This is a genomic window from Mesorhizobium sp. B2-6-1 (assembly GCF_006440475.1).
Classification (GTDB): domain Bacteria; phylum Pseudomonadota; class Alphaproteobacteria; order Rhizobiales; family Rhizobiaceae; genus Mesorhizobium.
This window is the reverse complement of the sequence record NZ_VFUH01000014.1, coordinates 68,046-94,406: the sequence shown is the minus strand read 5'-3', so window position 1 is coordinate 94,406 and position 26,361 is coordinate 68,046. Positions and strand designations below refer to the sequence as shown.

Here is a 26,361-nt window from a genome sequence, read left to right as displayed (position 1 = left end):
TTCCATACGATTTGGGCGAGCATTTCTGACCGCAGCCGATGTTCAGACCGCCACGGAATGCCTCGCCTTGCCGGTTTCGAAATACTTGTCGAACTTCGCCGCGACGCTTCTGACAAAGGGGCGGCTTTCCAACGGCACGACGAAGCGGTCACCGTCAAGTTCAAGCAACCGGGCAGGGTCAAGAAGGGCGGTGGAACTCGCTCTGCCGAGAAGCCTTTGGCCAGCTTCGCCAAAGCGCTCGACCAGGTCGATCGCTGAAAAGCCGGAATCGCACATCAGCCGCTCGATGATCCACCCGCGAGCGCGGTCGTCGTCGGACAAAGCAATTCCGCGGACCGCAGCCAACCCACCGTCATCCACCATGCGGCCATACTCGGCGGTCGAAGGCATGTTCTGTACATAGCCTTGCCGGAATTGGCTGATGGATGACGGGCCGAGGCCGATCAAGGTTTCGCAGCGATCCTCGGTGTAGCCCTGAAAGTTACGACGCAACATCCCCGCGTGCGCAGCAAGCGCCAGCGCATCGCCCGGTTTGGCGAAATGGTCGAGCCCGATTGCTTCGTATCCCTGGTCGAGTATGGCGCGAGCTGCCAGTTGCGATTGAGCGAACCGCTCCTCCGGGCCTGGCAACCAGGCCTCGTCGATCATTGTCTGATGTTTCTTGAACCATGGCACATGGGCATAGCCAAAAAGGGCGATCCGATCGGGTTCGAGCGTCAGCGCCTGCATGACAGTGGACAAGACACTCTCCCTGGTCTGGTGCGGCAAGCCGTAAAGCAGGTCCAGGTTGACCGACTCGACGCCGCGTGACCGAACGCCGTCGACGACTGTCTTGGTCTGCAAGAAGGTCTGTTCGCGATTGATGGCCTTCTGCACCTTCGGATCGAAATCCTGGACCCCGAGGCTCGCCCTCGTCATGCCGATTTCGGCAAGTGCGTCGAGGCGGGCTTCGTCCATATCGTTGGGTTCGATTTCGACGCTGATCTTGGCGCCGGGAAGAAATGAGAAGCAGTTGCGCAGAACGGCTCCCAGCGCGACCATGTCCTGTGGTTTGAGCATCGTCGGTGAGCCGCCACCGAAATGGACGGCACGTACCCGGCCCTTGCCTCCGGCGAGACTTGAGACGGTGGCGATCTCCGCATGCAGTGATCTCAGATATTTGGTGACCGGTTCGTAATGGCGTGTCTGCTTGGTGTGGCACGCACAGAACCAGCAAAGCTTGTCGCAATAAGGGATGTGCAGATAGAGCGAGATCTCGTCGCCCTTGTTGAGCGCCTTCAGCCAGTCGCGACAAACGGCGGCATCGACGCCCGGATGAAAATGCGGCGCCGTCGGGTAGCTCGTATAACGCGGCACGTTTTCACCAAGCCTGGCAATTAATTCTGGCCGCATCTCGATATCTGCTCCGATGTGTATTGCACGATCCTGCTCACATCGGACAATGGCAGCCTTGATCTCGGTCAATGATATCTCGCCGCGGACAAACTGCCGCAACGGATTTCTCGGGCCGATACTATATCCTGCCAGTACTTTGGGTTCGCGGACGACCACGATGACAGTGCGTCAGGATGTACATAGCGCCGGCATTCCCGTGCTTTGCCAGTCATGCGAAGCGCGGCATCATGGCGTTTGCGGCGCGCTCGATCCGGACCAACTGGTGGGCCTCGCCAAGACCTCATCGAAGCATACCGTTGAAGCGGGCGTGGAATTGATCGGTGATGCCGAGGCCATCGACAGTTACGCGAATGTGCTTTCCGGCGTGGTCAAGCTGACGAAGAGCCTTTCGGACGGACGCCAGCAGATTGTCGGGCTTCAATTTGCTCCCGATTTTCTGGGCCGGCCCTTCAAGGTGGAAAGCGCGATCAACGCCGAAGCCGCAACCGCGGTCTCCCTGTGCTCGTTTCCAAGGGCCGTCATCGAACGGATGATGAAGCAATCGCCGGGACTGGAGCATCGTCTCTTCAAGCAGACGCTGAACGAACTCGATGATGCCCGCGACTGGATGGTGATGCTGGGCCGCAAGAGTGCTTCGGAAAAGGTGGCGAGCTTCCTTCTCATGATCGCCAAGAACATCGACCCCACGCTTGATCCGACCGCCCAGTCGACACGTTTCGACCTGCCTTTGACCCGCGCCGACATCGCCGATTTCCTCGGCCTGACGATCGAGACTGTCAGCCGTCAGCTGAGCCGGCTGCGATCAGATGGCGTGATCCGCATCGAGAACAATCGGCATGTTAGTGTCGATAGCTTGAATCGGCTGCAGAGCCGCTCCGGCGCCTAGGCTCAATCGACAAACCCGATCATCGGCAGGACATGCTCGCGCTCGAAGGCGATATGCCGGCGCAGGCTTTCGAAGAAACCGCGCAGCATGAACCCAACCGCCTCGGCGTTGTCGATCGTCTTGCCGTGGCCGATCGCCAGCAACATTTCGGTCACCTCACCGGCAAAGCACTCGTCCTCGATATGCTCGGCGCTCAATCGCCTTGCTGAACCAAGGTCGGCATCACTGCTGGCCAACGCGGCCTCGTAGGCGGGAAAGATGACCGTCTCTTCGTATCGATGACTGTCGCGCAACAGCGGAACGATTGCGTTGGCTACGCTCAGGCACGCCAACGTGTCGACCTTGGGCAACGTGTCCGCGATCCTTTCCAAGACGTCGCAGAGCTGCAGTTTTTCTAGGTGTGCACGTTTCATCACCGCAGCAAACGCTGTCGGTATCGAATTTTTGCCGGCTGCATGCGGCGGAAATGGTCCCCCTGCTGTCTGCGAGTTCAACGGCAATCTCCTGATCGTTCGCAGGACCAAGCCTGCCCACTCCAAATGCAAATGACTTTGACATGGATCAAGGCGGCGACGTGCCGGCTGCGGAATTGGTGTTGCCGCGGATTGGCGCCCGCGCAGGGAATCCGAGGTCGGGGATATGTCATGAAGTTCGGCACACAAATCTTCGCGTTGAGCCTTTTTACATTCGCGGCTTTGGTGGCCGCCGGCTTCGGCGTGGACCAGCCATTCCGGCAGCACATGTGGGTGCTGTTCTTCGTGCTGCTCGGTTTTGTCGCCATCCTCATTCGCAACTCAAGCTTCGAAGTGACCGCACCGATCGACCCTTCCGCCTACACGGACGGTCCGATCCGCTACGGGGCCATCGCCACAATGTTCTGGGGCGTGGTTGGCATGCTGGTCGGCGTGGTTATCGCGCTGCAGCTGGCCTACCCCGATCTCAACATTCAGCCTTGGTTCAATTTCGGCCGCTTGCGGCCGCTGCACACTTCCGGGGTCGTCTTCGCCTTCGGCGGTAATGCGCTGCTGTGCACCTCATTGTACGTCGTGCAACGCACTTGCCGCGCCCGCCTGTTTGGCGGCGATCTCGCATGGTTCGTCTTTTGGGGCTACCAGCTTTTCATCGTAATGGCCGCGACAGGCTACTTGCTCGGCATCACCGAGAGCCGCGAATACGCCGAACCCGAATGGTACGTGGACATCTGGCTGACTATCGTCTGGGTCGCTTACCTCATCCTGTTCCTTGGCACGATCCTGAAGCGTAAGGAACCGCACATCTACGTCGCCAACTGGTTCTACCTGTCCTTCATCGTGACCATCGCGATGCTGCATGTGGTCAACAACCTTTCGATGCCGGCCTCTTTGCTCGGTTCCAAGAGTTACTCCGCCTTTTCGGGGGTCCAGGATGCGCTGACGCAATGGTGGTACGGCCACAACGCGGTCGGCTTCTTTCTCACCGCCGGCTTCCTCGGCATGATGTATTATTTCGTGCCCAAGCAGGCGAACCGGCCAGTCTATTCCTACCGGCTTTCGATCATCCATTTCTGGGCGATCATCTTTCTCTACATCTGGGCCGGGCCGCATCACCTGCACTACACCGCCCTGCCCGACTGGGCGCAGACGCTCGGCATGGTGTTCTCGATCATGCTGTGGATGCCGTCCTGGGGCGGCATGATCAATGGTCTGATGACGCTGTCCGGCGCCTGGGACAAGCTGCGCACCGACCCGATCATCCGTATGATGGTGATGGCCATCGCCTTCTACGGCATGTCGACCTTCGAAGGCCCGATGATGTCGATCAAGGCGGTCAACTCGCTATCGCATTATACCGACTGGACCATTGGTCACGTGCACTCCGGTGCGCTCGGCTGGGTCGGCATGATCTCGTTCGGCGCGATCTACTACATGGTGCCGAAGCTCTGGAACCGTAACCGGCTCTATTCACTGCGGCTGGTTACCTGGCACTTCTGGCTGGCGACCCTGGGGATCGTCGTCTACGCCGCGGTCATGTGGGTGTCCGGCATCATGCAGGGCCTGATGTGGCGCGAATACGACGAGCAGGGCTTCCTGGTCTACTCCTTCGCCGAAACGGTCGCAGCCATGCACCCCTACTACGTCATGCGCGCCATCGGTGGCGCCATGTACCTCTCGGGCGCCCTGGTCATGGCCTGGAACATCGCCATGACCATCCTCGGCCACCAGCGCGAGGAGCAACCGATGCCTGGCTCCGTTCCCGCCCTTCAGCCTGCCGAATAAGGAGCCAGAACATGGGCTTGATGGATAGACATGCACTAATCGAGAAGAACGCCACGCTTCTTCTTGTGGGCTCCCTTCTTGTTGTGACAATCGGCGGCATCGTTGAAATCGCACCGCTCTTCTATCTCGACAACACGATCGAGAAGGTGGAAGGCATGCGCCCCTACTCGCCGCTCGAACTTGTCGGGCGCAACATCTATGTGCGCGAAGGCTGCTACCTCTGCCACAGCCAGATGATCAGGCCGTTCCGCGACGAAGTCGAGCGCTACGGCCACTACAGCCTGGCTGCGGAGTCGATGTACGACCACCCCTTCCAGTGGGGATCCAAACGCACCGGGCCGGATCTCGCCCGCGTCGGTGACCGCTATTCGAATGCCTGGCACGTCGCGCACCTTGCCGACCCCCGCTCGGTCGTCCCGGAATCGGTCATGCCGAGCTATGCCTTTCTGAAGGACGCGCAGATCGAGGTGAAGAACTTCTCGACGCACCTGGTTGCGAACGCGCGCGTTGGTGTCCCTTACTCGGACGACATGATCGCCAACGCCAATGCCGATTTGAAGGCGCAGGCCGACCCGAATGCCGACACGTCCGGCCTCGAGAAGCGCTATCCCAAAGCCAAGGTCGGTGACCTCGACGGCAATCCGCAGGAGGTGACCGAAATGGATGCCCTGGTTGCCTATCTCCAGATGCTCGGGACCTTGGTCGACTTCAAGAACTACGACGAAGCCGCCGGCTACCGTTGAGGAGTTTATCCATGGATTACAATTTGATGCGGGAGTTTGCTGACAGCTGGGGTCTGGTCGCCATGGCACTCTTCTTTGTCGGAGCAATTGTCTTTGCCCTGCGCCCTGGCAGCCGCAAGCTGGCCGACGAAGCTGCCCGGATTCCCCTTGAGGACGAGTGATCATGAGCGACGAGCACATCGATGAAATCTCTGGCGTCTCAACCACCGGTCACGAATGGGACGGCATCAGGGAGCTGAACAACCCGCTTCCGCGCTGGTGGGTCACAACGTTCTACGTCACCATCGTGTGGGCGATCGGCTACACCATCGCCTATCCGGCATGGCCGCTGCTGCACTCGGCGACAACGGGTGTTCTCGGCTATTCGAGCCGCAATGACGTCAAGAACGAGCTGGCGGCGGCGGAAGCAGCGAAGGGCAAGTACGTCGCGGCGGTGGAGTCGAAAAGCATCTCCGAAATCGCCGCGGACGATGTCTTGCGGGAATTCGCGGTCGCGGCCGGCGGCGCCGCATTCAAGGTTAACTGCACGCAGTGCCACGGCTCCGGCGCCCAGGGTTCCAAGGGCTTTCCCAACCTCAACGACGACGACTGGCTGTGGGGCGGCAAGGCCGAGCAGATCCAGCAGACGATCACGCACGGCATCCGCTTCGCTTCAGATCCGGACACGCGCCTGTCGGAAATGCCGGCCTTCGGCGACATCATCACCGCCGACCAGATCTCCCAGGTCAGCGCCTACGTCGCCAGCCTGTCCGGCAAGGTCCGCGATGCAACTCTTATTCAACTCGGCGCCAAGGTCTTCGCCGAAAACTGCGTCGCTTGTCACGGCGACAATGCGAAAGGCAACAGGGAGCTCGGCGCGCCCGACCTGACCGACGCGATCTGGCTCTACGGGTCGGGCGAAACGGCAATCGCCGACCAGGTTCGCGCACCGAAGCAGGGCGTGATGCCAGCGTGGGGCGCGCGTCTCGGCGAGACCAAGGTCAAGGAGTTGGCGGTCTACATCCATTCGCTCGGCGGCGGGGAATAGGTCGGGGGCCCTCTTTCCTGCCCTTCGCCGCCTGAGCGACGCGGCCCGGCCAGTCCGGGCCTCAATTTTTTCGGCATTCCTCGATTGACCTGCATCAACGCGGGTCTGTCCATGCCGCGGCAAGGTTGTCCAGCGCACTCAAAGTCACGGTCTGCGCGCAAGTGGAGATACTCGTGCTGGACAAGACGCAGATAGAACGGCTGGAAGCCGAGGCGGTCAATTCCGCCAAGACCCGTCAGCCCCTTTACGCTGCGCGCAAGAAAATTTTCCCAAAGCGCGCCTCAGGCAACTTTCGCCGCTTCAAATGGCTGGTGATGGCGATCACGCTTGGCATCTACTACCTGACGCCGTGGCTGCGTTGGGACCGCGGTCCATTTGCCCCGGACCAGGCCGTGCTGCTCGATCTCGCCAATCGGCGCTTTTACTTTTTCTTTGTCGAGATATGGCCCCAGGAATTCTACTATGTGGCCGGCCTTCTTGTCATGGCCGGCGTTGGACTTTTCCTGATTACCTCGACTGTCGGCCGTGCCTGGTGCGGCTATGCATGTCCGCAGACCGTATGGGTCGATCTGTTCCTTGTCATCGAACGTGCGATCGAGGGGGACCGCAACGCCCGCATGAAACTTGACGATGGTCCCTGGACCGCCCGCAAGCTGATGCTGCGCGTATCGAAGCACGCCGTCTGGCTGGTCATCGGTGCGGCGACCGGCGGCGCCTGGATTTTCTATTTCGCTGATGCACCGACACTTGTGGGCGAGCTTTTCACCGGTACCGCCGCGCCTGTCGCCTACATCACCATCGCCGTGTTGACGGCGACCACCTACACGTTCGGCGGCCTGATGCGCGAACAGGTCTGCACCTATATGTGCCCATGGCCGCGCATCCAGGCAGCCATGCTCGACGAGAATTCGCTCACCGTCACCTACAATGACTGGCGCGGCGAACCGCGCTCGCGTCACGCCAAGAAGGTGCAAGCCGCAGGGCAGTCCGTCGGCGACTGCGTCGACTGCAATGCCTGCGTTGCGGTATGCCCAATGGGGATCGACATTCGCGACGGCCAGCAGCTCGAATGCATTACCTGCGCGCTGTGTATCGACGCCTGTGACGGCGTCATGGACAAGCTCGGCAAGGAGCGCGGGCTGATCTCCTACGCGACGCTCTCCGACTACAACGCCAACATGATGCTGGCGACCGCAGGCGGCTCCAGTTCAATCAATCCGTCGCTGGTCAGGACTGCCGTCGGCACCTTCTCCGATCAGGTGGCGCATTTTCACATTCGCAAGATCTTCCGGCCGCGCACCTACGTCTACATGGGCCTGTGGTCGCTGATCGGGCTGGGCCTGCTCTATTCGCTGCTGACGCGCAATCGGCTTGAGCTGAACGTGCTGCATGACCGCAATCCGCAATTCGTCACGCTATCCGATGGTTCCATCCGCAACGGCTATACCGTCAAGCTGCTCAACATGATCCCTGAGCCAAGGACCATCGCCGTCACCATGCAGGGCCTGGAGGGTGCCGACATGGTCGTCGTCGGCGACGACATCCCGGCCGGCCGGTCTTTCGCCGTCCCGGTCGAACCCGACCGCCTGAAAACGTTGAAGGTCTTCGTTCGCCAGCCGGCGGACCAGATCCACGCCCCGGCCCAGACCTTCAAGCTCCGTGTCGAGGACAAGGCGAGCTTCGAGTCGAACGAGTACACCGCCACATTCAACGCGCCAGAGGCCGCCAAATGACCGCCAATGCCCAAAAGCCTCGCGAATTCACCGGCAGGCACATGCTGGCCATCATTCTCACCTTTTTCGGGGTGGTCATCGCGGTCAACCTGACCATGGCCACGCTCGCCAATACGAGTTGGACCGGCCTCGTCGTCGAAAACACCTATGTGGCCAGCCAGCAATTCAACAAGGAGGCCGAGGCCGGCCGCGCCCAAGCAGCGCTCGGTTGGACCGGCAAGCTGACCATCGCATGGGGCGAAGTCCGCTACGGCCTCTCCGACGCAGCCGGCAAGCCGGTTCCTCTGCACGGCGTCAAGGTGCTGTTTCGTCATCCCGCCTACGAGAAAGAGGACGAGTCCGTCACGCTCGCGCTTGCCTCCGGCCAGGAATTCGCAGCGCAGCATATGCCGAAGGACGGTGTCTGGATCGTCGAAGTCGACGCCGATGCCGGCCAGGCACGACCCTATCGCGACGTCCGCAGGATCATGATTTCTCATGGAGGCTGCAGTGAGCTGCTGTGCACCGGGCGCTGAAATGGCGCTAGATCTGAACGGCGCCACATCGGTCCTGCCATCCAGCCAGGAGATCAGGTTGGCGAGCCGATCGCTTGGCGACGATCTTCGGCAGACCGACCTTTCAGTGCCGACGGTTCATTGCGCCGCCTGCATCCAGACGATCGAAGCGGCACTTGGAAGGCTCGATCACGTCGAAAGCGCGCGCGTCAACCTGTCGACGAAACGGGTCGCGGTCCGGTGGCGTGGAGACGAGGTGCCACCCTTCGTCGCCGCGCTTGGCAGGCTGGGCTACGAGGCGCATCTGTTCGCACCCGAGATCGACGACAAGGACAAGACGCTTGCCGAACTGATCCGCGCAGTCGCTGTTGCCGGCTTTGCGGCGGGCAACATCATGCTGCTTTCGGTTTCGGTCTGGTCCGGCGCCGAAGGTGCTACCCGCGACCTGTTTCACTGGGTCTCGGCGTTGATCGCCATTCCTGCCCTCGCCTTTGCCGGCGGCATCTTCTTCCGTTCGGCCTGGAATGCTCTGCGCCATGGTCGCATGAACATGGACGTGCCCATCGCGGTCGGTGTTTCGCTCGCCTACGCCATGAGCCTCTATGAGACGGTCAATCATGGCGACCACGCCTATTTCGACGCGTCGGTATCGCTGCTGTTCTTCCTTTTGATCGGACGCACGCTGGATCATGTGATGCGGGAGCGTGCCCGGACTGCCGTGAAAGGCCTGTCTCAGCTGGCCGCGCGTGGCGCCATGGTGCTGCGCGGCGACGGCGCGCGCGACTATTTGCCGGTCGGCGAGATCGAACCAGGCATGCGATTGTTGATCGCAGCCGGCGAGAGGATCCCCGTCGACGGCAAGATCATCCAGGGAACGTCGGATTTCGACTGCTCGCTGGCCTCGGGCGAAAGCACGCCGAAAAACGTGGCGCCGGGCGAAGCAGTACAGGCCGGCGTGCTCAATCTTACCGGCCCGCTGATGATTCAGGCGACAGCCGCCGCAAAGGATTCGTTCCTGGCGGAAATGGTCCGGCTGATGGAGGCCGCCGAGGGCGGTCGCGCGCGCTATCGCCGCGTCGCCGATCGCGTCTCGGCGCTCTACGCCCCGGTGGTTCATCTCACCGCCTTCTTGACATTCCTGGGCTGGATGGCGGGGACCGGCGACTGGCACCGGGCCGTGACGATCGCCATCGCGGTTCTCATCATCACATGTCCATGCGCGCTCGGCCTCGCCGTGCCGATCGTTCAGGTGGTCGCAGCACGACGCCTGTTCGAGAACGGCATCATGGTCAAGGATGGTTCGGCCATGGAACGCCTGGCGACAATCGACACGACGGTGTTCGACAAGACCGGCACGTTGACCCTTGGCCGGCCCCGGCTGGTCAACGCTTCGTCGATCGATCCAGGCATGCTGGCGATCGCAGCCGACTTGGCCGCACATTCCCGTCATCCATTTTCAAAGGCCATAGCCGGCTTTGCCATTTCGAGCCGGCAGCACAAATTCGATGCGGTGACCGAGCAACCAGGTTTCGGGATCGAAGCCACCGACGCCGGAACCATCTGGCGTTTGGGTCGACGCGGATGGGCCGGCTGGAAGGCTCGCACTGGCGGCGAAGGCAAATACGGCTACGGCGGAACGGTGCTGACGAAAAATGGCATGATTGCCGCATCCTTCGTTTTCGAGGATGCGCTGCGCGCCCACGCCAGAGCGGCCGTCCAACGGTTGGACGATGCCGGGGTATCGGTGGAAATGCTGTCGGGCGATACCGCTAAAGCCTGCGCCGAGGTTGCGGACGTGCTGGGTGTCGATAACTTCGTTCCCTGCCTGCTGCCGTCCGGCAAGGTCGAACGCATCGAGAGTCTGGCGAGAGATGGGCACAAGGTTCTGATGGTTGGCGACGGGCTCAACGATACGCCGGCGCTGAGCGCGGCCCATGTCTCGATCGCACCGGCCAGCGCCGCCGATATCGGCCGGAATGCAGCGGATTTCGTTTTCCTGCGCGAAAGTCTTCTGGCCGTGCCTCTCGCGCTGGACATCTCGCGGAAGGCAGGAAGCCTGATCCGGCAAAACATCGCCATCGCGATCGTCTATAATGCGGTCGCGGTACCGATCGCCATCCTTGGCCACGTTACGCCCTTGATAGCGGCGATCGCCATGTCCGCCTCATCGCTGCTTGTCATCGGCAATGCGCTGCGACTGCGATCGTCGAAACCAATCTCACCGGCCAGCGATATTCGCCACGATAGGCTGTCCAACTCCAACGAACGGGTCGGACCGTAATGACCACACTGACCTACCTCATACCTGTCGCGCTGTTTCTTGGAGCGCTTGGCCTGGGGGGCTTCCTGTGGGCTTTGAAAACTGGCCAGTACGAAGATCTCGACGGAGCCGCCGAACGGATTCTGATCGATACGGAAGATAAAAGCGGCCGCTGATATTCAAGAAGTGGCCCGTGACGGCGCATCCTTGCAGAAAACGGCGACGCCAAAATTCTCCACTTCAAATAGTGACACATAAGATCGCTGCGTTCCGAGCTGTTGTTTCCGCGATTAACATCACCAATTTGCGCCAACGCAAAGAAACGCTAGGTCAGGTCAGGTAGTTTCTCCTCATCCACAATGGTCGAGAGACAGGAGATTGACATGATTACGCGACGCGAAGCCCTCTTCGGAGCAGCGTTTGGCGCTGCCGCCGTTGCGGCGCTGCCCGCATTGTCGGCAACGGTTACAAAGGCAGAGGTGCGGGGGCTGCCCCGCGAAAAGATCATGCTCGTTGCGCCGCCTTTTGTGCATTCGCATGACCAGATTGCCAAGGGCGGACCGAAGATCGTCGAGTTCACCATGACAATCGAAGAAAAGCCGATCGTCATTGATGCCGACGGCACAAAGCTCAACGCGATGACCTACAACGGCTCGATCCCCGGCCCGCTGATGGTCGTGCACCAGGACGACTACCTCGAGCTGACGCTCATCAATCCTGAAACCAATTCGCTTGCCCACAACATCGACTTCCACGCCGCAACCGGCGCTCTGGGTGGCGGCGAGCTCACGCTGATCAACCCCGGCGAACAGGTGACCCTGCGCTTCAAGGCGACGCGGACGGGAACGTTTATCTATCACTGCGCCCCTGGCGGCGCGATGATCCCCTGGCATGTCGTGTCTGGGATGAACGGCGCGGTCATGGTGCTGCCGCGCGACGGCTTGAGGAACGACAAGGGCGAACCGGTCAAGTACGACAAGATCTTCTACGTGGGCGAGAGTGACTTCTATATCCCGCGCGACGAGAAGGGCAACTTCAAGAGCTACGAATCCGCCGGCGACGCCTACGATGACACCGTCAAGGTGATGCGCGGGCTCATTCCCACGCATGTGGTGTTCAACGGCAAGGTCGGATCGCTCACCGGCGACAACGCCATGAAGTCGAAGGTCGGCGAAACCGTGCTGATCGTCCACTCACAGGCCAACCGCGATACGCGGCCGCATCTGATCGGCGGCCATGGCGATTACGTCTGGGAACAGGGTAAATTCGCCAACCCGCCGGCCAAGGATCTGGAAACCTGGTTCATTCGTGGTGGTTCCGCGGGCTCGGCGCTCTACACCTTCCTGCAGCCGGGCGTCTACGCCTACGTCAATCACAATCTGATCGAGGCCGTGGAGCTCGGAGCGACCGCTCACTTCAAGGTCGAGGGCGATTGGAACGACGACCTCATGACGCAGGTGGAAGCGCCCAAACCCGTCGCCATGAACTGAACGGCCCTCGCATTTGCCCGGACAGTGATCCTGTCCGGGCTTGGACAAGAACTATGTCGGCTTTCATCCTGAAGCTCGTGCCAATGGCCGTGGTGGCCGCAGCGGTAGCGGTAGGACTCTCGATACAGGCCGCCGATGGCCAGCGACAGCCCCACGCCATTGCCACAACGGTTAGCCTGTTCCCCGGTTCGATCACCTATCCGATGCCCGGCGAGTTCCTGAAGAACGGACGACCGCAAACCAATCCCAAGGTCGAGCAGCAACTCAACGGTCCGCTTGAGATCATGACTTATCAGGTCAGCGCAGCCGACTATACGGATTGCGTGTCGGCTGGGGCCTGTCGGCCGGCGGAGGAGACCCGCTCAATCCCGCATGACGCACCCGCAACGACAGTGAGCTATCTCGACGCCGTTGCCTACGCCCGGTGGTATTCAGAAGCAACAGGTGACCAATGGCGGCTGCCCACCGACGAGGAATGGGCATTTGCGGCAGCTGAGCGGTTTGCAGGCGAATTCGAAGGTGTCGAAAACGATGCCAACAACCCTGCCAGGCGTTGGCTCACCAGCTACCAGGCAGAGCTTGACCTCAATCGCAAACCGGACCCGTTGCCCAGGAGCCGGGGTTCCTTTGGTGTGAATTCGCGTGGCTTGGCCGACTTTTCCGGCAACGTGTGGGAGTGGACTTCGACCTGTTATGTCCGCACGACGCTGGCCGAAGACGGAAGCGGGGTTGTGAGCGCGGTCGACAATTGTGGCGTCCATGTCCTTGAAGGCCTTCACAGAGCCTATATGTCGAATTTCGTAAGTGACGGAAAAAGCGGAGGCTGCGCCGTCGGCTTGCCCCCCGACAATCTGGGATTCAGACTGGTGCGAGGGCATCGTGGATGGGCCAACCGTTTCCTTAGCTATCTCGGCATTACCTGACAGTCAGGAGCAAGTGCTGCGTTCTGGTTTCGTCGGTCGATTGCTGCTCCGGGCTCACGGTGTCTTTGGCCTCATCTATGCTGTTCGATAGATCAGGATAAAGCCGGCAAAAGCCGCCATCCGGCCAGCACCCGCCGCTCCAGTTGGGGACGAAGGCGATCAGAATTCCCAGTGATCCCGCAAGAAGGACGGCTACGAAGATGAACAAAGGCGCCATTTCCAGCTTTGAACTCTCGCCCAGTGTGCCCGAGCGCTGGTCATCAGAGCAGGTGTCAAAGCGCCCACCGCACCCGTTCCGAGCGCGCATAGCCCGGCAGCGGTCGGCACCATGGCAGGAAAGAAGATCGGCGCCGAAATGAAGGCAACTTCAACCGGCACGAGGCCCATGCAAGATGGAGGACCAGCGCAGCCCACGGTCGCCACGCCTGGCGGATAGCGGCCACGGCCATAAACAGTCCTGAGGCGCTGTCGTCATGAGCGGTCGACCACGTGCCCAGCGCGACGGCCGAGATGACTATTGCCACGATGTCGAGTTGGGCAAATTGTGTCGGCAGCCGGTCGTGTCTTGGCGGACGAGCCAGTTGCGCGTGAAACTCGGAACGATCCTTCCGCCGATGAACGAGGGTGGTTCACCTTGCGTCAATAGGTGAAAAGCTCGTCCTCTTCGACCTCCATGAGTAAGGAACCACATAAGCGTCCCGAAATTTGCCGAGGATTTGGTGGCCGTCTTGAACGCGGTTGATCGCAAGCGAACGCTTGGCAACGCTTGATTGATCCTTCGCGCTCAAACATTCCCGGCCGCTTTGGTTCGGGTGTTGATTTGCTTTGTGGGGTCCGTTCAACAGGGAGTAAATAAATCCTTTCGAGGGGGAGGAAGCCCCATGCTTGCAGCGCATACAGACATCGCGCGCGGCCATCGAAGCCACCTTCCTGCTGCGGCATCGCTCCTTTGCTGAAAGAGCCGCATTTCGGCGCGATATTAATCATACCCGAAGCGTAACCACGGCATCACACGACCTTCTGAGACGGCTTCACCAGTCCCAGAACGATGACACCGTCCGACCTTGGGAAGATGCAGACCCGGCTCCCCTTACCATCTCAGCGTTCGATGCCGATATTCTCCGCGCTGTGTTCCGAGATTTGGTCTCGGGAACGAACGCGCCCGAGTGTCAATGGCGCGATCTGGCTAAGAGCCTGGTACTCGAATACGTCGGGTGCGTGCCGGTCGAAGTTGGCTTGGTGGATTGGATCATCAGCAAGTAGTTGTCCCTGCCGGCGTCAGTTTAGCCTGAATGACGAAGCTCAGGGCTCTCGGGCGCTTTCTGGCCTTGGGAACCATCCAGGGCACCCGGAGTTCGGTGCTGAACTACTCGTGCAGACCGACCATGGCAGAACTCGACAAAGCCCGGCAGCAGGCCATAGCCCACCTTGTTCGCCGGTGGATCAAGACAGAGGCGTTCCGCCGCCACCTTCGCCAGTTGCTGGGGCTGCGGATAGACCACGATCTCCCCCAGGAGCATCGGTCCCTGCTCGAAGAACTGAGACGGAAATACAGCGAATGGTCTCATGGCCCCAAGGTACGAACGGAAAAGAGACCCCAAGGGGTGGACGGTGGTCGACCAAAAGACCGGGAAACCCGCTGAACCCGAGGGTCACCCAGCGGTCGGCCTTGAGGTCACCTTACGCGACGGACCTCGTGATGCTCCTGAACGCCTCTGAACTCAAACGCAGGCTCTCCTATCGGAGCGTCAGCTGATGGCCACCTTGATGGCCACCCACTGGTTCACCCCACCGGTCCCGTCAGCGGCAACCCGTCAGGCATGACGTACATGGTCAGCAGCGTAGAGGCTGCCGCCGAGCATCTCCTTCAGTGGAGTAAGCGTGGCCCTAAGTGGAAACAAGCGGTGCGCGCTTGCTGGGCCGCTCTGGCTGGCCAAGCGACACCTCAGGAAGGCTCGAGAGTGCTTCAAGCTGGCTGCTATCGAGGAGGGGAAATTCCGAGGTGCCCCATTAGGGGGCTGACTGAGCAAGGAAGGCCCGCTGCCGGAGGGACGGACAACGGGCCTCAAGCGGCTGCATCCTCGGGGAATCGAACACTCTGCAAAAGCAACCTGTACGGCGCAGAATGGTTCCGCATGGAGTTGCCGGTTCAAGCGGGTTAGTATGAGCTAGGATCCTTCGGTCTGGCTGACAATACGCGTCGATGCCCCAGAAATCGCCTGGAGAAACCCCAAGCTGCCCCGCCCGTTTCCGACCCCGCGTTTCTGCCAAACACTGCGGTTCAGGCTACCTTTCCGGCTCAAGCTCCATCTGCTTCGTCTCGTCCTCTCCAACGCGCTCCTCGACCCGTTTGCGGCAATTTCCGTGGCCCATCAGCTCATGTCTGTGAAAACAAGCGAGTTGCCGCTGCGGGGGTTCCATATCCTTGCTGTCTTGGTTATGGTCTCAGCCAGGCCGATGGAGCTTAGGTATGAGCAACCCAATTCCGCTCGCTGTTGTTGCGTCTCTGTTGCTCACCTCCGTCTCCGCACTTTCGCAAGACAATCCGCCAAACAACGCTCCAGACACAATGGAAGCTCGCGTGCAGGCCTGCACCATTTGTCATGGCGACAAAGGCAAGGGCACCAGCGACGTCTATTTCCCGCGACTGGCGGGCAAGCCATCCGGATATCTCTATAATCAGTTGCTCGCGTTCAGAGCGGGACGGCGCCATTATCCGCCGATGAACTACTTGCTCGAATTCCTGCCGCAGTCCTATCTCAAGAAGATGGCGGACTATTTTGCCGACCAACGGCCGGCCTTGCCTGTTGCCGCGCCCCCCGACGTCTCGCAAGACGCTTTGATGCATGGCAAGGAACTGGTGACACATGGTGACTCAGCGCGCTCCATACCTGCGTGCGCGAGCTGTCACGGCCCTTCGCTTACGGGCATGGAGCCTGCAATTCCCGGCCTTCTTGGTCTGCGCCCAGCCTATGTAAGCGCTCAGCTCGGCGCCTGGCGCTACGGGACCCGGACGGCGACTGCTCCTGATTGCATGCAAGTCGTGGCAGGGCACCTTACGGAAGATGATGTGAGATCCGTGGCGGCGTGGCTGTCTTCCCTGCCGGCCCCGCCGAATGCCGCGCCAGCCCCGAAAGGCACCTTCACATTGCCCTTCGATTGTGGAAGCCAGCCGAACTGAGAGGACGCTATGCTGAAGCCCAAAGTTCTCGTCGGCCTCCTGGCGTTTTCAGGCGCGGTTTCGTTTGCCGCCCTCAAGCTGGACGACGCCGCCTGGGCGCAAGAACGGACATTGACAAACCCGGCGGCCACTATTCTCAAAGGCGAGTATCTGGCACGTGCCGGAGATTGCATCGCCTGCCATACGGCGCCCGAAGGCAAGTTGTTTTCAGGCGGCCGCGCCATGCTCACCCCCTTCGGCACACTCTACACTTCCAACATCACACCGGATCCTGAGACCGGTATCGGCCAATGGACGGCCGACGAGTTTTACAGGATGATGCATACCGGGCGTTCACGGGATGGGGGATTGATCTATCCGGCAATGCCGTTCGCCTCCTACACCAAGGTGACCCGGGAAGACAGCGACGCGATTTACGCCTATCTCAAGTCTGTCGAAGCGGTGAAACAGCGAAACCGGCCCCATGACCTCAGTTTTCCATACAACAACCGATCACTAATCCTTGGCTGGCGTACCTTGTTCTTTACCGAAGGCGAATATCAGCCCGATCCAAGCAAGTCGCAGGAGTGGAATCGCGGCGCCTACCTCGTCGAGGGGCTCGGGCACTGCGGCATGTGCCATACGCCGATCAACGCCCTTGGAGGCAACTCTCAGTCCGACGCCTTCAAGGGCGGTCTTATCCCGATGCAGAACTGGTATGCCCCATCCCTCACCTCGAACAAGGAAGCGGGGCTCGGCGACTGGAGCATCAAGGACATTTCCGATCTGCTGCGCACCGGGGTCTCGAACAGGGGCGCGGTCTACGGGCCGATGGCCGAAGTCGTTTACAACAGCCTCCAGTATCTCAGCGACGAAGACACGCGCGCAATGGCCGTCTACTTGAAGAGCATCGCTCAGGACAGCGCCCCCGATGTCGCTAAACCTTCCGTGCCGCCGAGCGAAGGAAGCCTGCTGATAAGCCTTGGCAAAACGGTGTACGATCAACGATGCGCAAGCTGCCACGGCGCGCGAGGCGAAGGGGCTCCGCCACATTACCCGCCATTGGCCGGCAACCAGTCCATCCAGATGCAGTCGGCGGTGAACGCGATCCGGATGGTACTGAATGGCGGTTATCCTCCCGGCACCGCCGGCAATCCGATGCCGTATGGCATGCCTCCGTTTGCCGGCACTTTGTCAGACAACGAGGTGGCGGCGGTAGTCACTTATGTCCGCACCTCGTGGGGCAATCGGGGAGCAGCGATCAGCCCGTCGGAAGCAAACCAGCTGCGCTCTGCGACATTGAATTGAGGGCCGGATGATCAACTCTGATGAGCCGACAGGCGCAGCCGGATCCGAAAAGGAGGCACTGGAGCGGATATTACGATCGGGCCCAGGCGGAGCTTTTCTCCTCGCCGGTATTACGACCGCCATTGTGCTTGGCATGTGGTTGACGTTCTACCTACTCGTATTCATCCCCCACGCCAATCCTTAGGGCTTCGAGGCTATCCAGATGACCGAGGATCCTGTTGACCATGCCGGGGCTGCGATTCGCGCCGAGAAAAACTGGGCAATAATCGCGGTCTTGATCATCGCCTTCCTCGCCGGCATGGCGGCCTTCGCCGGCATCCATCAGGCGACGATGCCGCAGGCGCGGGTGGAGACCGCTGATCCAACCACGCTTCACATTTCGGGTGAGTTCGTCGAATCCAACCTTGGTAGCGCCATCGAGCCTGACGGTTCAGTAACTGTCCGGGCAATCGGGCAACAATACTCCTTCGCGCCACAGTGCATTCTCGTCCCGACTGACACGACGATAACCATCCGCGCCACCAGTGCAGATGTCATCCACGGCCTTCTTATTCAGGGGACGAACGTCAACACCATGCTCGTCCCCGGCTACATTTCCGTGCAGAACGCCCGCTTCCGCAAGCCGGGCGAGTACCTGATGCCATGCCAGGAATATTGCAGCTTCGGGCACGAAGGAATGTGGGGGAAAGTCAAGGTCATTGACAAAGCCGAGTTCATGACCATGGCAACCAAGCAAGAGAGGGTGAGCTGTGTTAAATAGCCGGCGACTGATACTTGCTCATTTTTGGCTTGCGTTTGCGGTTTTTGGGCTCGCGCTTATCATGGGCGCCTGGCAGATGTTCATTCGAAGCCCGCTTCATACCTGGATCACCAATCCGGAATGGTATTATCGCTCGCTGACGGCCCACGGAACCATTATGGGTTACGTGTTCCCGACGCTCGTGGCCATGGGCTTCGGCTACGCCATTTCCGAAAGCGCGCTCAAGCAACCACTCATCGGACGGCGATGGGCCTGGGCGGGCTTCTGGCTGATCGTGATCGGCGCAGTGACGGCGATGGTTCCCGTGTCGCTTGGCCGCGCATCCGTACTCTACACGTTCTATCCGCCGCTGATTGGGAGCCCATTCTACTATATCGGCGTCGTGCTGGTGGTGCTCGGGTCATGGATATGGGTCGCACTCATGTCCATCAACCTGAGGATCTGGAAGCGAAACAACCCGGACGCGCCGGTGCCTCTCGCCATGTTCGCCAATGTAGCGGGCGCATATCTTTGGGCCTGGACGGCCGTTGGAGCGGCGCTAGAGCTTTTGTTCCAGATTTTGCCGGTAGCGCTCGGCTTGAAATCGACCATAGACGCTGGGTTGGCCCGCGTCTTCTTCTCATGGACGCTTCATGCCATCGTCTATTTCTGGCTGATGCCTACCTATATCGCCTATTACACGATCGTGCCGCGGGCCATTGGCGGGAAGCTCTACAGCGACTCCATGGGCAGGATTGCCTTCATCCTCTTTCTGGTCGTTGCGATGCCCATCGGCATCCATCACGCTTTCGCCGATCCGCAGGTCGGCGCCGGCTTCAAGTTCATCCATTCGGCGTTCACGGCGCTTGTGGCCCTGCCGACCCTGCTGACTGTTTTCACGATCTGCGCATCTGTCGAAATCGCAGGTCGCCTGCGTGGGGGCAGAGGACCACTGGGATGGATCGCTACATTGCCGTGGAACAATCCGATCATGCTGGCAACGGCATTCTCCTTCGTGCTTCTGGGTTTCGGCGGCGCCGGAGGCCTCATTAACATGAGCTATCAGCTCGACACCACGATCCACAACACGCAGTGGATAACCGGCCATTTCCATCTGATCTTCGGCGGCGCGATCGTGATCATGTATTTCGCCATCGCCTACGATCTATGGCCACATCTGACGGGGCGCGCGTTCATCGACTTCCGCCTCATGCGCCTGCAGCTCTGGCTATGGTTTCTGGGCATGATCATTACAACTTTCCCGTGGCATTATGTTGGTATATTAGGCATGCCTCGCCGCATGGCTTACTTCGATTATACCGACCCCGGACTTGCCTCCGAAGCGATGTCAGTGAGCATGTCGGCCTTTGGGGGGCTGATCCTGCTGATCTCCGGCGCGATCTTCATTCTCATCCTCATACGAGGCCAGCGCGCCCCGGCGATGGATGCGGGCGAATATCGCTTCAGCACGGCCGTCCATGCTCCCGTTTCTGTGCCCGCTGCCCTTAACAGCTATGGCCTTTGGCTGGCACTGATGATCGGGCTCACTGTGACCAATTATGGGTTCCCAATCTTGCAACTCGCGTTCAGGCAGGGCACCTCTGTTCCGGCTGTCTACATTGGAGCCCGATAATGTCGACGGAACGCCTCTTCTCAGCGACAAACCCTTGGGTCAGGTTGAGTATTGGTATCACGGCCGCGCTGGTGGTCTTGACAGCCCTTGGCGGCTTCATCCTGCTTCCCTATGCACAGTCTGATCTGAAGCTGGCTGGCTTGTGGGACGCAATATGCAGTGCTGCCGGCATTCCCAAACTGACATCGGGTGCCAGGACCGTTCAGCCCACGTTCAAGACCTCGGACGTCATCATGACGTCAGCCATGCTCGCCAATCCTTCGAACGAGTCGATCAACCGCGGTGCGACGCTCGCTCAGCAATGCGCGATATGCCATGGCCCGACGGGCGTCAGCCGCGCCGATTCGCCCAACCTCGCAGGGCAATACCCAGCCGCCATATACAAACAGCTAAAAGACTTCAAATCGGGCGCGCGCGTGAACGCCGTAATGAGTCCATTCGCGCCTCATCTTGCCGACCAGGACATGATCGACCTCGCGGCCTATTATAATTACCTGCCGCGATTGCCTGCCTATCATCCCTCGCAAAAGGTTCCTGCGCCTCGCATCGTCATCAATGGAGCCCCAATGCGCGGAATTGCGCCTTGCGGCTCGTGTCACGGCAGTTTGGACAACAAGGCCGGCAGTCCGTGGCTCGAAGGCCAGTCGGCCGTCTACATCAAAGCTCAACTGCGCGCTTTCGCAGACGGAGGTCGTCGCAACGATATTAGCCAGCAGATGCGAAATATTGCACGCGCAATGACGGACGATGAAATGGAGCAAGTAGCACAATACTACGCATCTCAACCCCCGGATAAGTATAAGCCGCAACCTTGAAGGCGTTCAGCAGCGTGGGTAGCATCTTCCACTGGACCGAACCGGCGGCCCTATGCTGTCGCAAAAATAACTTCACGAATTGGGTGTGAAGGCAATCGGCAGCGACGGCATGGCACCCTCGGATCAGCTCAATCAGGCGCGCTGCGGCATTGATCGTCGCTTAGGATGTGGAGCGGCAGTCTGGCTTCGTCTTGCGCAGGATGAGCATTCTACGGAATGCTGTGACAAACAGACCGAAGGCGACAACCCACATTGCTCCCGAGAGGTTGGTCAAGCCTGTCCCGTAGTCCGGCAACAGTTCGACGAGGAGGCGCGACAGGCAGCAAGTCGTCATCGCTATGAACGCACCGGTCGTCGGAGCCGAAGACGCGAAGGCGCGGTGGCTATGCTTACGGATCATGCTCGCCATGATAGCGAGGGCCATCGTGCCAATGGCGCCGATCGTCCATGCGTGGACCGCAGCCGCCTGTCCCAGCCACTCCGGTGCTAGAATGTGGATCGCCAGAAGTCCGAAACCCACGATGATCCATCCATATCCTATGTGAAGGGCAAGAGCCGTCGCCGAGGCCGCGCTTCGCCAACCATTCCATTGGGCGGCTCGCATGGTCTGACCGCAGGCGGCGAGCGCGCAGGCAACGCCGGTGAGTTGTGCCTGCGGCGCAACAACCCACAAACCAAGGGCGCATGCCGCAATAGCCGCTGCCGCGTATTCCAAAACGGCAGAACGGTTGACGGAGATTCGACCGCCCGCGCTCTCGACATAGGCCACCGTCAACGCCGGGACGACGCGTCCTCCGATGATCATGACAAGTCCGACGATCGAAGCCAAGGCTAGCCGCAGCGCAAATTCTACTTGGTAGGACGCCGCCGCAAGTATGTTGCCACCACAAAAGGCGAGCAGCAGAAACAATATCTTCAGGTTGCGGCGGTCGCGGCTCGCGATCACCCGTCCCGCCGCAATCAAGAGGAGCGTCAGCACCAAAAACGCATAGAGGGCAAGCCCGGCCGAATGCGACAGAAACAGGAAAGTCCCCCGGCTGCACAGCCATAGGGCGACGAGCAGACGCGTGGTAAGTGGCGAGACTGCGCGTCGTCCTGTCCATCGAGGCAATGCCGTCAACAGAAAGCCAGTCAAAATGGCTGGAACCATCCCGAAAAGAAGCACGTCGCGATGCCAATCGCCGGGAGATATCCCGGTCGGGCCGATGGCCTGTATTCCGAACGTTGACGGCAGCCAGACCGCCGGGCCTACAATCGCGTCCAACCCCGCGATTAGAAAGAATGGCCGAAACGGCGCCGACATCCGCCTCTGCTTCGCGTCGAAAATAAGCACACTCCCGTCGGCGGCCATGCGACAATTCCTCTACAGGGATGACTGACACGACGTCCTCGTGCCGCTTCTCAACTCGCAAGATCGGCGGTCGGAAAAAACTCAATGCGAAGGCAATACCGTCGATGATCGGTCTACGTGTTTGCTCCAGCGCAAACAGGCAGCAAAAATAGTCGCTTATAATCAAAACAATTTTCGAGACCGCGTCTGCCGATTGGCAGGGCGCGCGTCGTCTGTTCGCGTTGCGACCGGCTGCGAAACGTCTGCCCTAGGAGCGAAGAAGATGAAACAAAACGTTCCATTGAGTAGTATTGACGACTGTTCCCGGCGCTTTGCTGGCATGGCCGTTGTCGGCAGGCTGGCAAATTTGATCAAGGACGCCCGGCTCGATTGTGAGTGCCGTTCCAGACTCGACGAGACGCTGGCGCGATTTACGGCTCTGGAAGTGCGGCGCGCGGCACGCGAGCATCTTGCCAACGCCCGCTGTCAACGCGAGCGCATCGAAGCCATTCTCTTCTTCCTGCAGGATCTCGATGAAATGGGCGCAGCCGAACGGGATCGCAGCGTCTACATGGATCTCGCTCTCCTGTTTGACGACATCGCGAGCACCGCAAAGGAGGGTGCATTTTCGATGCGGCAACTCAGTTTATCTGCGGTGCAGACGGGCCATAGGTGATCAGCGGCAAGAACTGGTGAAGGCTTCAGGCGACCCTGCTAACCTGGTTCCGCCGATCGCGGTCCAAAACAGAGCCCGCGGCCACCTCCGACAGGGTGAAACTCAACACATTTCACAACGGAGAAATCGCACTGAAGAAATGCATGATGCCAACAATCGCCATGGTCCTCTTCATCGCCCCGGCGCTTGCGGCGGGAATGCATTCCGGCACTCATGACGGCCATGAACTGATGGTTATCGGTCAGCCGGGCATGGCGGCCAAAATAGATCGTACCATCGCGATCAGCATGGTCGAGAACGAAGATGGATCGATGGCGTTCGATCCGGTTTCAGTCACCGTAAAAAGAGGCGAGACGGTGCGTCTGGCCTTCACCAATGAAGGCGAATACGACCACCTGATACGGGGTCATTATGAGCTTGGAATGAAGGGGGCCCTCACGGTCACTGCCACCTGAGTCTTGAGTGACCAGATCGGTCGATCGGCGTGTGCGACCTCTTCGTAGAGCTCGACATCACTGCGCAGGTTGAGGTCTTCCTATCTCGATCAGCCATTCTGGTGGCCCCGGTCTAAGGCAAAGCCAGATGTGTTCGCCAGCAAAGAACGCTTCGAACTGACGCCTGAGTCTATCAGGATCAAAATCGAGAACGACCACGAATGTCTGACCGGGTTTGAGTCCGTCGAACATTGACAATACAGCGGACTGCTTCCTTTCAGGTGGAAGTTTCCGTACGTCATATGTCGCGCCTTTCGACGTCTGCAAATTCATTGCTATCCTTGCACGTTGAGCCAATCCATCAGGATGATCACGCGGCGGCGACTTTCTTTTCGCCCCAACGCGTGAGCTTGTCGCCCGGGTCAACGCCCGCCCAGCCAATCAGTCGGGCAGCCATCTCGACTACCATTTCCTCGATCGAGGCAAGCTTGACATAGAACGGCGGTACCGGCGGTGCGATGACTGCGCCCATCCGTGCTAGTCTCAACATCGCGTCGAGGTGCCCTTCATGGAGCGGCGCCTCGCGTGGAACAATGACCAGCCGGCGCCTTTCCTTCAGGACGACATCGGCGGCCCTGGTGAGAAGATTGTCGCCTAAACCGTGTGCCATAGCTGCCAAGGTCCGCATCGAACAGGGAACGACGATCATGCCATCCGTTCTGAAAGAGCCGCTGGCGATTGGTGCGGCGAAGTCCTGATAGGAATACGCGCGGTTGGCGACGGAGGTCAGTTGGGCAAGGCCGTCGGTGCCGAGCTCATGTGGGATCGCCAATCGCGCGCCCTTGGAGACGACGAGATGCGTCTCCACCCCGGCCCTGACCAACTGACGTATGGTCTCCAGCGCGAGCACGGAGCCGGATGCACCTGTCACACCGATTATCAGCCGTTTGGTCATTGTTGCCCCTGAGCGGTCGTCTGCGAAACAAACTCGTTCCATCGTTGAGACACCTGCTCCTCGATATGAGTTGACATCGTCAGCTCCTTTCCCCATTCGCGAGAGGTCTCGGACCCAATCTTGCGCGTCGCATCGAACCCGATCTTTCCCCCAAGCCCTTCGAGGGGTGAGGCGAAATCGAGCTGGTCGATAGGGGTTCGGTCCACCTGCATCAGATCGCGCGAGGGATCCATCCGGGTGGCGACCGCCCACATCACGTCCGGCCATGATCGAATGTCGATATCGTCATCCACCACGATGACAATCTTGGTCATCGAAAACTGCGGCAGCAGGGACCAGAACCCCATCATCACGCGCCTGGCCTGTCCGGCATACTTCTTGGCGATCGAGATGACCGCAATCCTGTAGGAGCAGGCTTCCGGCGGAAGCCACACATCAACGATTTCCGGTATCTGCTGGCGCAGGAGTGGCTTGTACACATCGAGCAGTGCCTCGCCGAGAACCGAGGGCTCGTCGGGCGCGCGCCCGGTGAACGTGGTCAGGTAATTTGCCCCGTCGCGAACGCGAACGCGCTTGAGGTTGAATACGGGGTATCGCTCCGGCGTGTTGTAATATCCCGTGTGATCGCCGAAAGGGCCCTCCAGCGCGGTTTCTGTTGAAGAGACGGCACCTTCAAGCACGATTTCCGCACTGGTTGGCACGTGAAGCATGATGCTCTTGCAGGGCGCCAATCCGACTCGGCGATTATTGATCATCCCGGACAGTGCCAGCTCCGACACGCCTTCAGGCGCCGGCATCACCGAGGCGATCAACGTCGCGGGATCTGCCCCGATGACGACCGCCACCGGCATCTCAAGCCCCCTCGCCTGCCATATGCGATGGTGGGCTGCTCCACCTCGCATGGGCAGCCATCTTACGATGGCACGATCACGGGCTAGCACCTGCATCCGGTATATGCCCAGATTGTATGTGCTCGGGTCGTCCTCGCCAGGCGGGCGAGTAATGACCACTGGCCATGTTATGAGTGGGCCTGCGTCTCCCGGCCAACAAGTCTGGATGGGAAGAAGCGAAAAATCCGGATCGGCGTCGCGCCACTCTCTGGGCGGGGAGACGATCTTCGGCCGCGCCACGAGTGCACCCCGCGCCGCAGGCAACATCTGTCGGGCCTGACGAAGGTTCTGTGGAGCCTGAGGCGATCTCATCCACGCAAGGAGCGCGCCGAGGGTTTCCAGACCGTGAAGGTCGGTGCCAAGGCCCCAGGCTACACGTTCCCGGGTGCCGAAAAGATTTGCGACGACGGGAAAGGCTGACTTGACGCCGCGATCGTCGACAGGCGCCGTAACGCGGAGCGCTGGGCCTTTCGAGGCAATCACCCGCCTGTGTATCTCGGTCAGTTCGAGCCGTGTCGAGACAGGGATGCCAACCTCACGAAGCTGCCCGTTCCGATCGAGGAACGAAAGGAATGAGCCAAGATCTGAAAACAAGGGAAGGCAGCGGTGATGCATAGCGAAATCCGGCCCGACCGGTTCGTCGGCGATCGATTTTGCCATCAGGGCTGACGAAGAACTTTGCGCTAGCGCAAAGAGCGAACGATCCGTCCCCGCTATTTTTCCCTTCTCACATCATTTCCGAGGAAGGCGATCGAGCCAAAAGGATTTCACATGGCAGGCAATCTCATTACCGAAACTGTCGAAGCTTTGCGGTCCGTAATTTCCCTTCTCGCGGATCGCCGGCAGAGCATGGCAGCGACAAGGGACTTTTGGGCAATGGGTTTGGATGAGTGTACAGGCATCCTGAATGGCATCGGTTTGTCACGAAGCGAATTCGATGAAGCCATGCGGCTACCCTACGCTTCGCAAGACCTGCTTTCTTCCGCGATGCGTTCGATTGACATCGATCCTGACAGCTTTCAATCGCTGGAAGCCGCGCACCGTTTCATGTCACGCATCTGCATCGCCTGCCAGCATCGCCGCCAGTGTCATGGCCACCTGGCCGCCTTCGATTTCGAAAGCCACTATCAGGATTTCTGTCCCAACAGTGTCAATTTCGCGGACTTGCTGGCAGACGGACGCAGGAAGTCGATGGCCGGAAGGGCCTGCTGAACG

At 59.9% G+C, this 26,361-nt stretch carries 28 protein-coding genes; 22 read left to right on the top strand and 6 right to left on the bottom strand.

Translation table 11 applies throughout. The features are described 5' to 3' along the window. Nucleotides 1-42 precede the first annotated feature (42 nt). The gene (gene hemN / locus FJ443_RS24935) at nt 43-1,392 is read right to left on the bottom strand and encodes an oxygen-independent coproporphyrinogen III oxidase (RefSeq protein ID WP_140522789.1); all 1,350 of its coding nucleotides are present in this window, start codon (nt 1,390-1,392) and stop codon (nt 43-45) included. A 160-nt stretch (nt 1,393-1,552) separates the two neighbouring features. Between hemN and FJ443_RS24930 the strand changes: the two genes are divergently transcribed. Further along, nucleotides 1,553-2,281: a Crp/Fnr family transcriptional regulator gene (locus tag FJ443_RS24930; protein WP_140522791.1), complete on the top strand. Its 729-nt coding sequence runs from the start codon at nt 1,553-1,555 to the stop codon at nt 2,279-2,281. A gap of 2 nt (nt 2,282-2,283) precedes the next feature. Here the strand turns inward: FJ443_RS24930 and FJ443_RS24925 are convergent, their stop codons facing one another. Beyond that, nucleotides 2,284-2,781, bottom strand: coding sequence for a hemerythrin domain-containing protein (locus FJ443_RS24925; RefSeq protein ID WP_319023035.1), 498 nt, complete (start codon nt 2,779-2,781; stop codon nt 2,284-2,286). Between the two features lie 144 nt (nt 2,782-2,925). Between FJ443_RS24925 and ccoN the strand changes: the two genes are divergently transcribed. The 18 genes from ccoN (at nt 2,926) to FJ443_RS24830 (ending at nt 20,861) form a co-directional block, all read left to right on the top strand. Beyond that, nucleotides 2,926-4,536 carry a cytochrome-c oxidase, cbb3-type subunit I gene (gene ccoN, locus FJ443_RS24920; RefSeq protein ID WP_140666178.1) on the top strand — a complete coding sequence of 537 codons (1,611 nt, stop codon included), beginning with the start codon at nt 2,926-2,928 and terminating at the stop codon, nt 4,534-4,536. An 11-nt stretch (nt 4,537-4,547) separates the two neighbouring features. Then, on the top strand, nt 4,548-5,279 hold the full coding sequence (gene ccoO / locus FJ443_RS24915; RefSeq protein ID WP_140522795.1) for a cytochrome-c oxidase, cbb3-type subunit II: 732 nt from the start codon (nt 4,548-4,550) through the stop codon (nt 5,277-5,279). An 11-nt stretch (nt 5,280-5,290) separates the two neighbouring features. Next, entirely contained in the window at nt 5,291-5,440 is a 150-nt protein-coding gene (locus FJ443_RS24910; protein WP_140522798.1) for a cbb3-type cytochrome c oxidase subunit 3, read from the top strand. 2 nt (nt 5,441-5,442) lie between these two features. Next, complete coding sequence (gene ccoP, locus FJ443_RS24905; protein WP_140522800.1) at nt 5,443-6,306, top strand: cytochrome-c oxidase, cbb3-type subunit III; 864 nt, start codon at nt 5,443-5,445, stop codon at nt 6,304-6,306. Nucleotides 6,307-6,479: 173 nt separating this feature from the next. Then, nucleotides 6,480-8,039: a cytochrome c oxidase accessory protein CcoG gene (gene ccoG, locus FJ443_RS24900; RefSeq protein ID WP_140522802.1), complete on the top strand. Its 1,560-nt coding sequence runs from the start codon at nt 6,480-6,482 to the stop codon at nt 8,037-8,039. After that, a complete protein-coding gene (locus FJ443_RS24895; RefSeq protein ID WP_140522804.1) occupies nt 8,036-8,554 on the top strand; it encodes a FixH family protein in 519 nt (172 codons plus the stop codon). The genes ccoG and FJ443_RS24895 overlap by 4 nt, the downstream gene beginning before the upstream one ends. Then, nucleotides 8,529-10,814: a cation-translocating P-type ATPase gene (locus tag FJ443_RS24890; protein WP_140522806.1), complete on the top strand. Its 2,286-nt coding sequence runs from the start codon at nt 8,529-8,531 to the stop codon at nt 10,812-10,814. The genes FJ443_RS24895 and FJ443_RS24890 overlap by 26 nt, the downstream gene beginning before the upstream one ends. After that, entirely contained in the window at nt 10,814-10,969 is a 156-nt protein-coding gene (gene ccoS, locus FJ443_RS24885) for a cbb3-type cytochrome oxidase assembly protein CcoS (protein WP_140522808.1), read from the top strand. The genes FJ443_RS24890 and ccoS overlap by 1 nt, the downstream gene beginning before the upstream one ends. A gap of 207 nt (nt 10,970-11,176) precedes the next feature. Beyond that, entirely contained in the window at nt 11,177-12,283 is a 1,107-nt protein-coding gene (gene nirK / locus FJ443_RS24880) for a copper-containing nitrite reductase (protein ID WP_140522810.1), read from the top strand. A gap of 53 nt (nt 12,284-12,336) precedes the next feature. Beyond that, on the top strand, nt 12,337-13,206 hold the full coding sequence (locus FJ443_RS24875; RefSeq protein ID WP_140522812.1) for an SUMF1/EgtB/PvdO family nonheme iron enzyme: 870 nt from the start codon (nt 12,337-12,339) through the stop codon (nt 13,204-13,206). A gap of 885 nt (nt 13,207-14,091) precedes the next feature. Continuing rightward, nucleotides 14,092-14,469 carry a hypothetical protein gene (locus FJ443_RS31460; protein WP_140522814.1) on the top strand — a complete coding sequence of 126 codons (378 nt, stop codon included), beginning with the start codon at nt 14,092-14,094 and terminating at the stop codon, nt 14,467-14,469. 122 nt (nt 14,470-14,591) lie between these two features. Next, a complete protein-coding gene (locus tag FJ443_RS31295; protein WP_181165394.1) occupies nt 14,592-14,849 on the top strand; it encodes a hypothetical protein in 258 nt (85 codons plus the stop codon). 177 nt (nt 14,850-15,026) lie between these two features. After that, nucleotides 15,027-15,368 (top strand): DUF982 domain-containing protein, encoded by a 342-nt coding sequence (locus tag FJ443_RS24855; protein WP_140522818.1) that lies wholly within the window; start codon nt 15,027-15,029, stop codon nt 15,366-15,368. Between the two features lie 308 nt (nt 15,369-15,676). Continuing rightward, entirely contained in the window at nt 15,677-16,387 is a 711-nt protein-coding gene (locus FJ443_RS24850) for a c-type cytochrome (RefSeq protein ID WP_140522820.1), read from the top strand. 9 nt (nt 16,388-16,396) lie between these two features. Continuing rightward, a complete protein-coding gene (locus FJ443_RS24845) occupies nt 16,397-17,674 on the top strand; it encodes a cytochrome c (protein WP_140522822.1) in 1,278 nt (425 codons plus the stop codon). A 202-nt stretch (nt 17,675-17,876) separates the two neighbouring features. Then, nucleotides 17,877-18,434: a cytochrome C oxidase subunit II gene (locus FJ443_RS24840; protein WP_140522824.1), complete on the top strand. Its 558-nt coding sequence runs from the start codon at nt 17,877-17,879 to the stop codon at nt 18,432-18,434. Next, nucleotides 18,424-20,046 (top strand): b(o/a)3-type cytochrome-c oxidase subunit 1, encoded by a 1,623-nt coding sequence (locus FJ443_RS24835; protein ID WP_140522826.1) that lies wholly within the window; start codon nt 18,424-18,426, stop codon nt 20,044-20,046. Before FJ443_RS24840 ends, FJ443_RS24835 begins: the two co-directional genes overlap by 11 nt. Beyond that, a complete protein-coding gene (locus tag FJ443_RS24830; protein ID WP_140522828.1) occupies nt 20,046-20,861 on the top strand; it encodes a c-type cytochrome in 816 nt (271 codons plus the stop codon). Before FJ443_RS24835 ends, FJ443_RS24830 begins: the two co-directional genes overlap by 1 nt. Before the next feature lie 160 nt (nt 20,862-21,021). On the opposite strand, the gene FJ443_RS24825 is transcribed toward FJ443_RS24830, so the two are convergent. Beyond that, on the bottom strand, nt 21,022-22,212 hold the full coding sequence (locus tag FJ443_RS24825) for an NnrS family protein (protein ID WP_140522830.1): 1,191 nt from the start codon (nt 22,210-22,212) through the stop codon (nt 21,022-21,024). 262 nt (nt 22,213-22,474) lie between these two features. Between FJ443_RS24825 and FJ443_RS24820 the strand changes: the two genes are divergently transcribed. Continuing rightward, nucleotides 22,475-22,867 carry a hypothetical protein gene (locus FJ443_RS24820; protein ID WP_140522832.1) on the top strand — a complete coding sequence of 131 codons (393 nt, stop codon included), beginning with the start codon at nt 22,475-22,477 and terminating at the stop codon, nt 22,865-22,867. A 143-nt stretch (nt 22,868-23,010) separates the two neighbouring features. Then, the gene (locus FJ443_RS24815; protein WP_140522834.1) at nt 23,011-23,322 is read left to right on the top strand and encodes a hypothetical protein; all 312 of its coding nucleotides are present in this window, start codon (nt 23,011-23,013) and stop codon (nt 23,320-23,322) included. A gap of 57 nt (nt 23,323-23,379) precedes the next feature. Here the strand turns inward: FJ443_RS24815 and FJ443_RS24810 are convergent, their stop codons facing one another. Genes FJ443_RS24810 through FJ443_RS24800 form a run of 3 tightly spaced genes read right to left on the bottom strand, consistent with a single transcriptional unit; the run spans nt 23,380 to nt 25,761 of the window. Next, nucleotides 23,380-23,634: a DUF2249 domain-containing protein gene (locus FJ443_RS24810; protein WP_140522836.1), complete on the bottom strand. Its 255-nt coding sequence runs from the start codon at nt 23,632-23,634 to the stop codon at nt 23,380-23,382. A 37-nt stretch (nt 23,635-23,671) separates the two neighbouring features. Next, on the bottom strand, nt 23,672-24,256 hold the full coding sequence (locus FJ443_RS24805; RefSeq protein WP_140522838.1) for a UbiX family flavin prenyltransferase: 585 nt from the start codon (nt 24,254-24,256) through the stop codon (nt 23,672-23,674). Beyond that, nucleotides 24,253-25,761 carry a UbiD family decarboxylase gene (locus FJ443_RS24800; RefSeq protein WP_140523388.1) on the bottom strand — a complete coding sequence of 503 codons (1,509 nt, stop codon included), beginning with the start codon at nt 25,759-25,761 and terminating at the stop codon, nt 24,253-24,255. Before FJ443_RS24800 ends, FJ443_RS24805 begins: the two co-directional genes overlap by 4 nt. Nucleotides 25,762-25,917: 156 nt before the next feature. Between FJ443_RS24800 and FJ443_RS24795 the strand changes: the two genes are divergently transcribed. Then, complete coding sequence (locus FJ443_RS24795; protein ID WP_140666177.1) at nt 25,918-26,358, top strand: hypothetical protein; 441 nt, start codon at nt 25,918-25,920, stop codon at nt 26,356-26,358. Nucleotides 26,359-26,361: the final 3 nt, after the last annotated feature.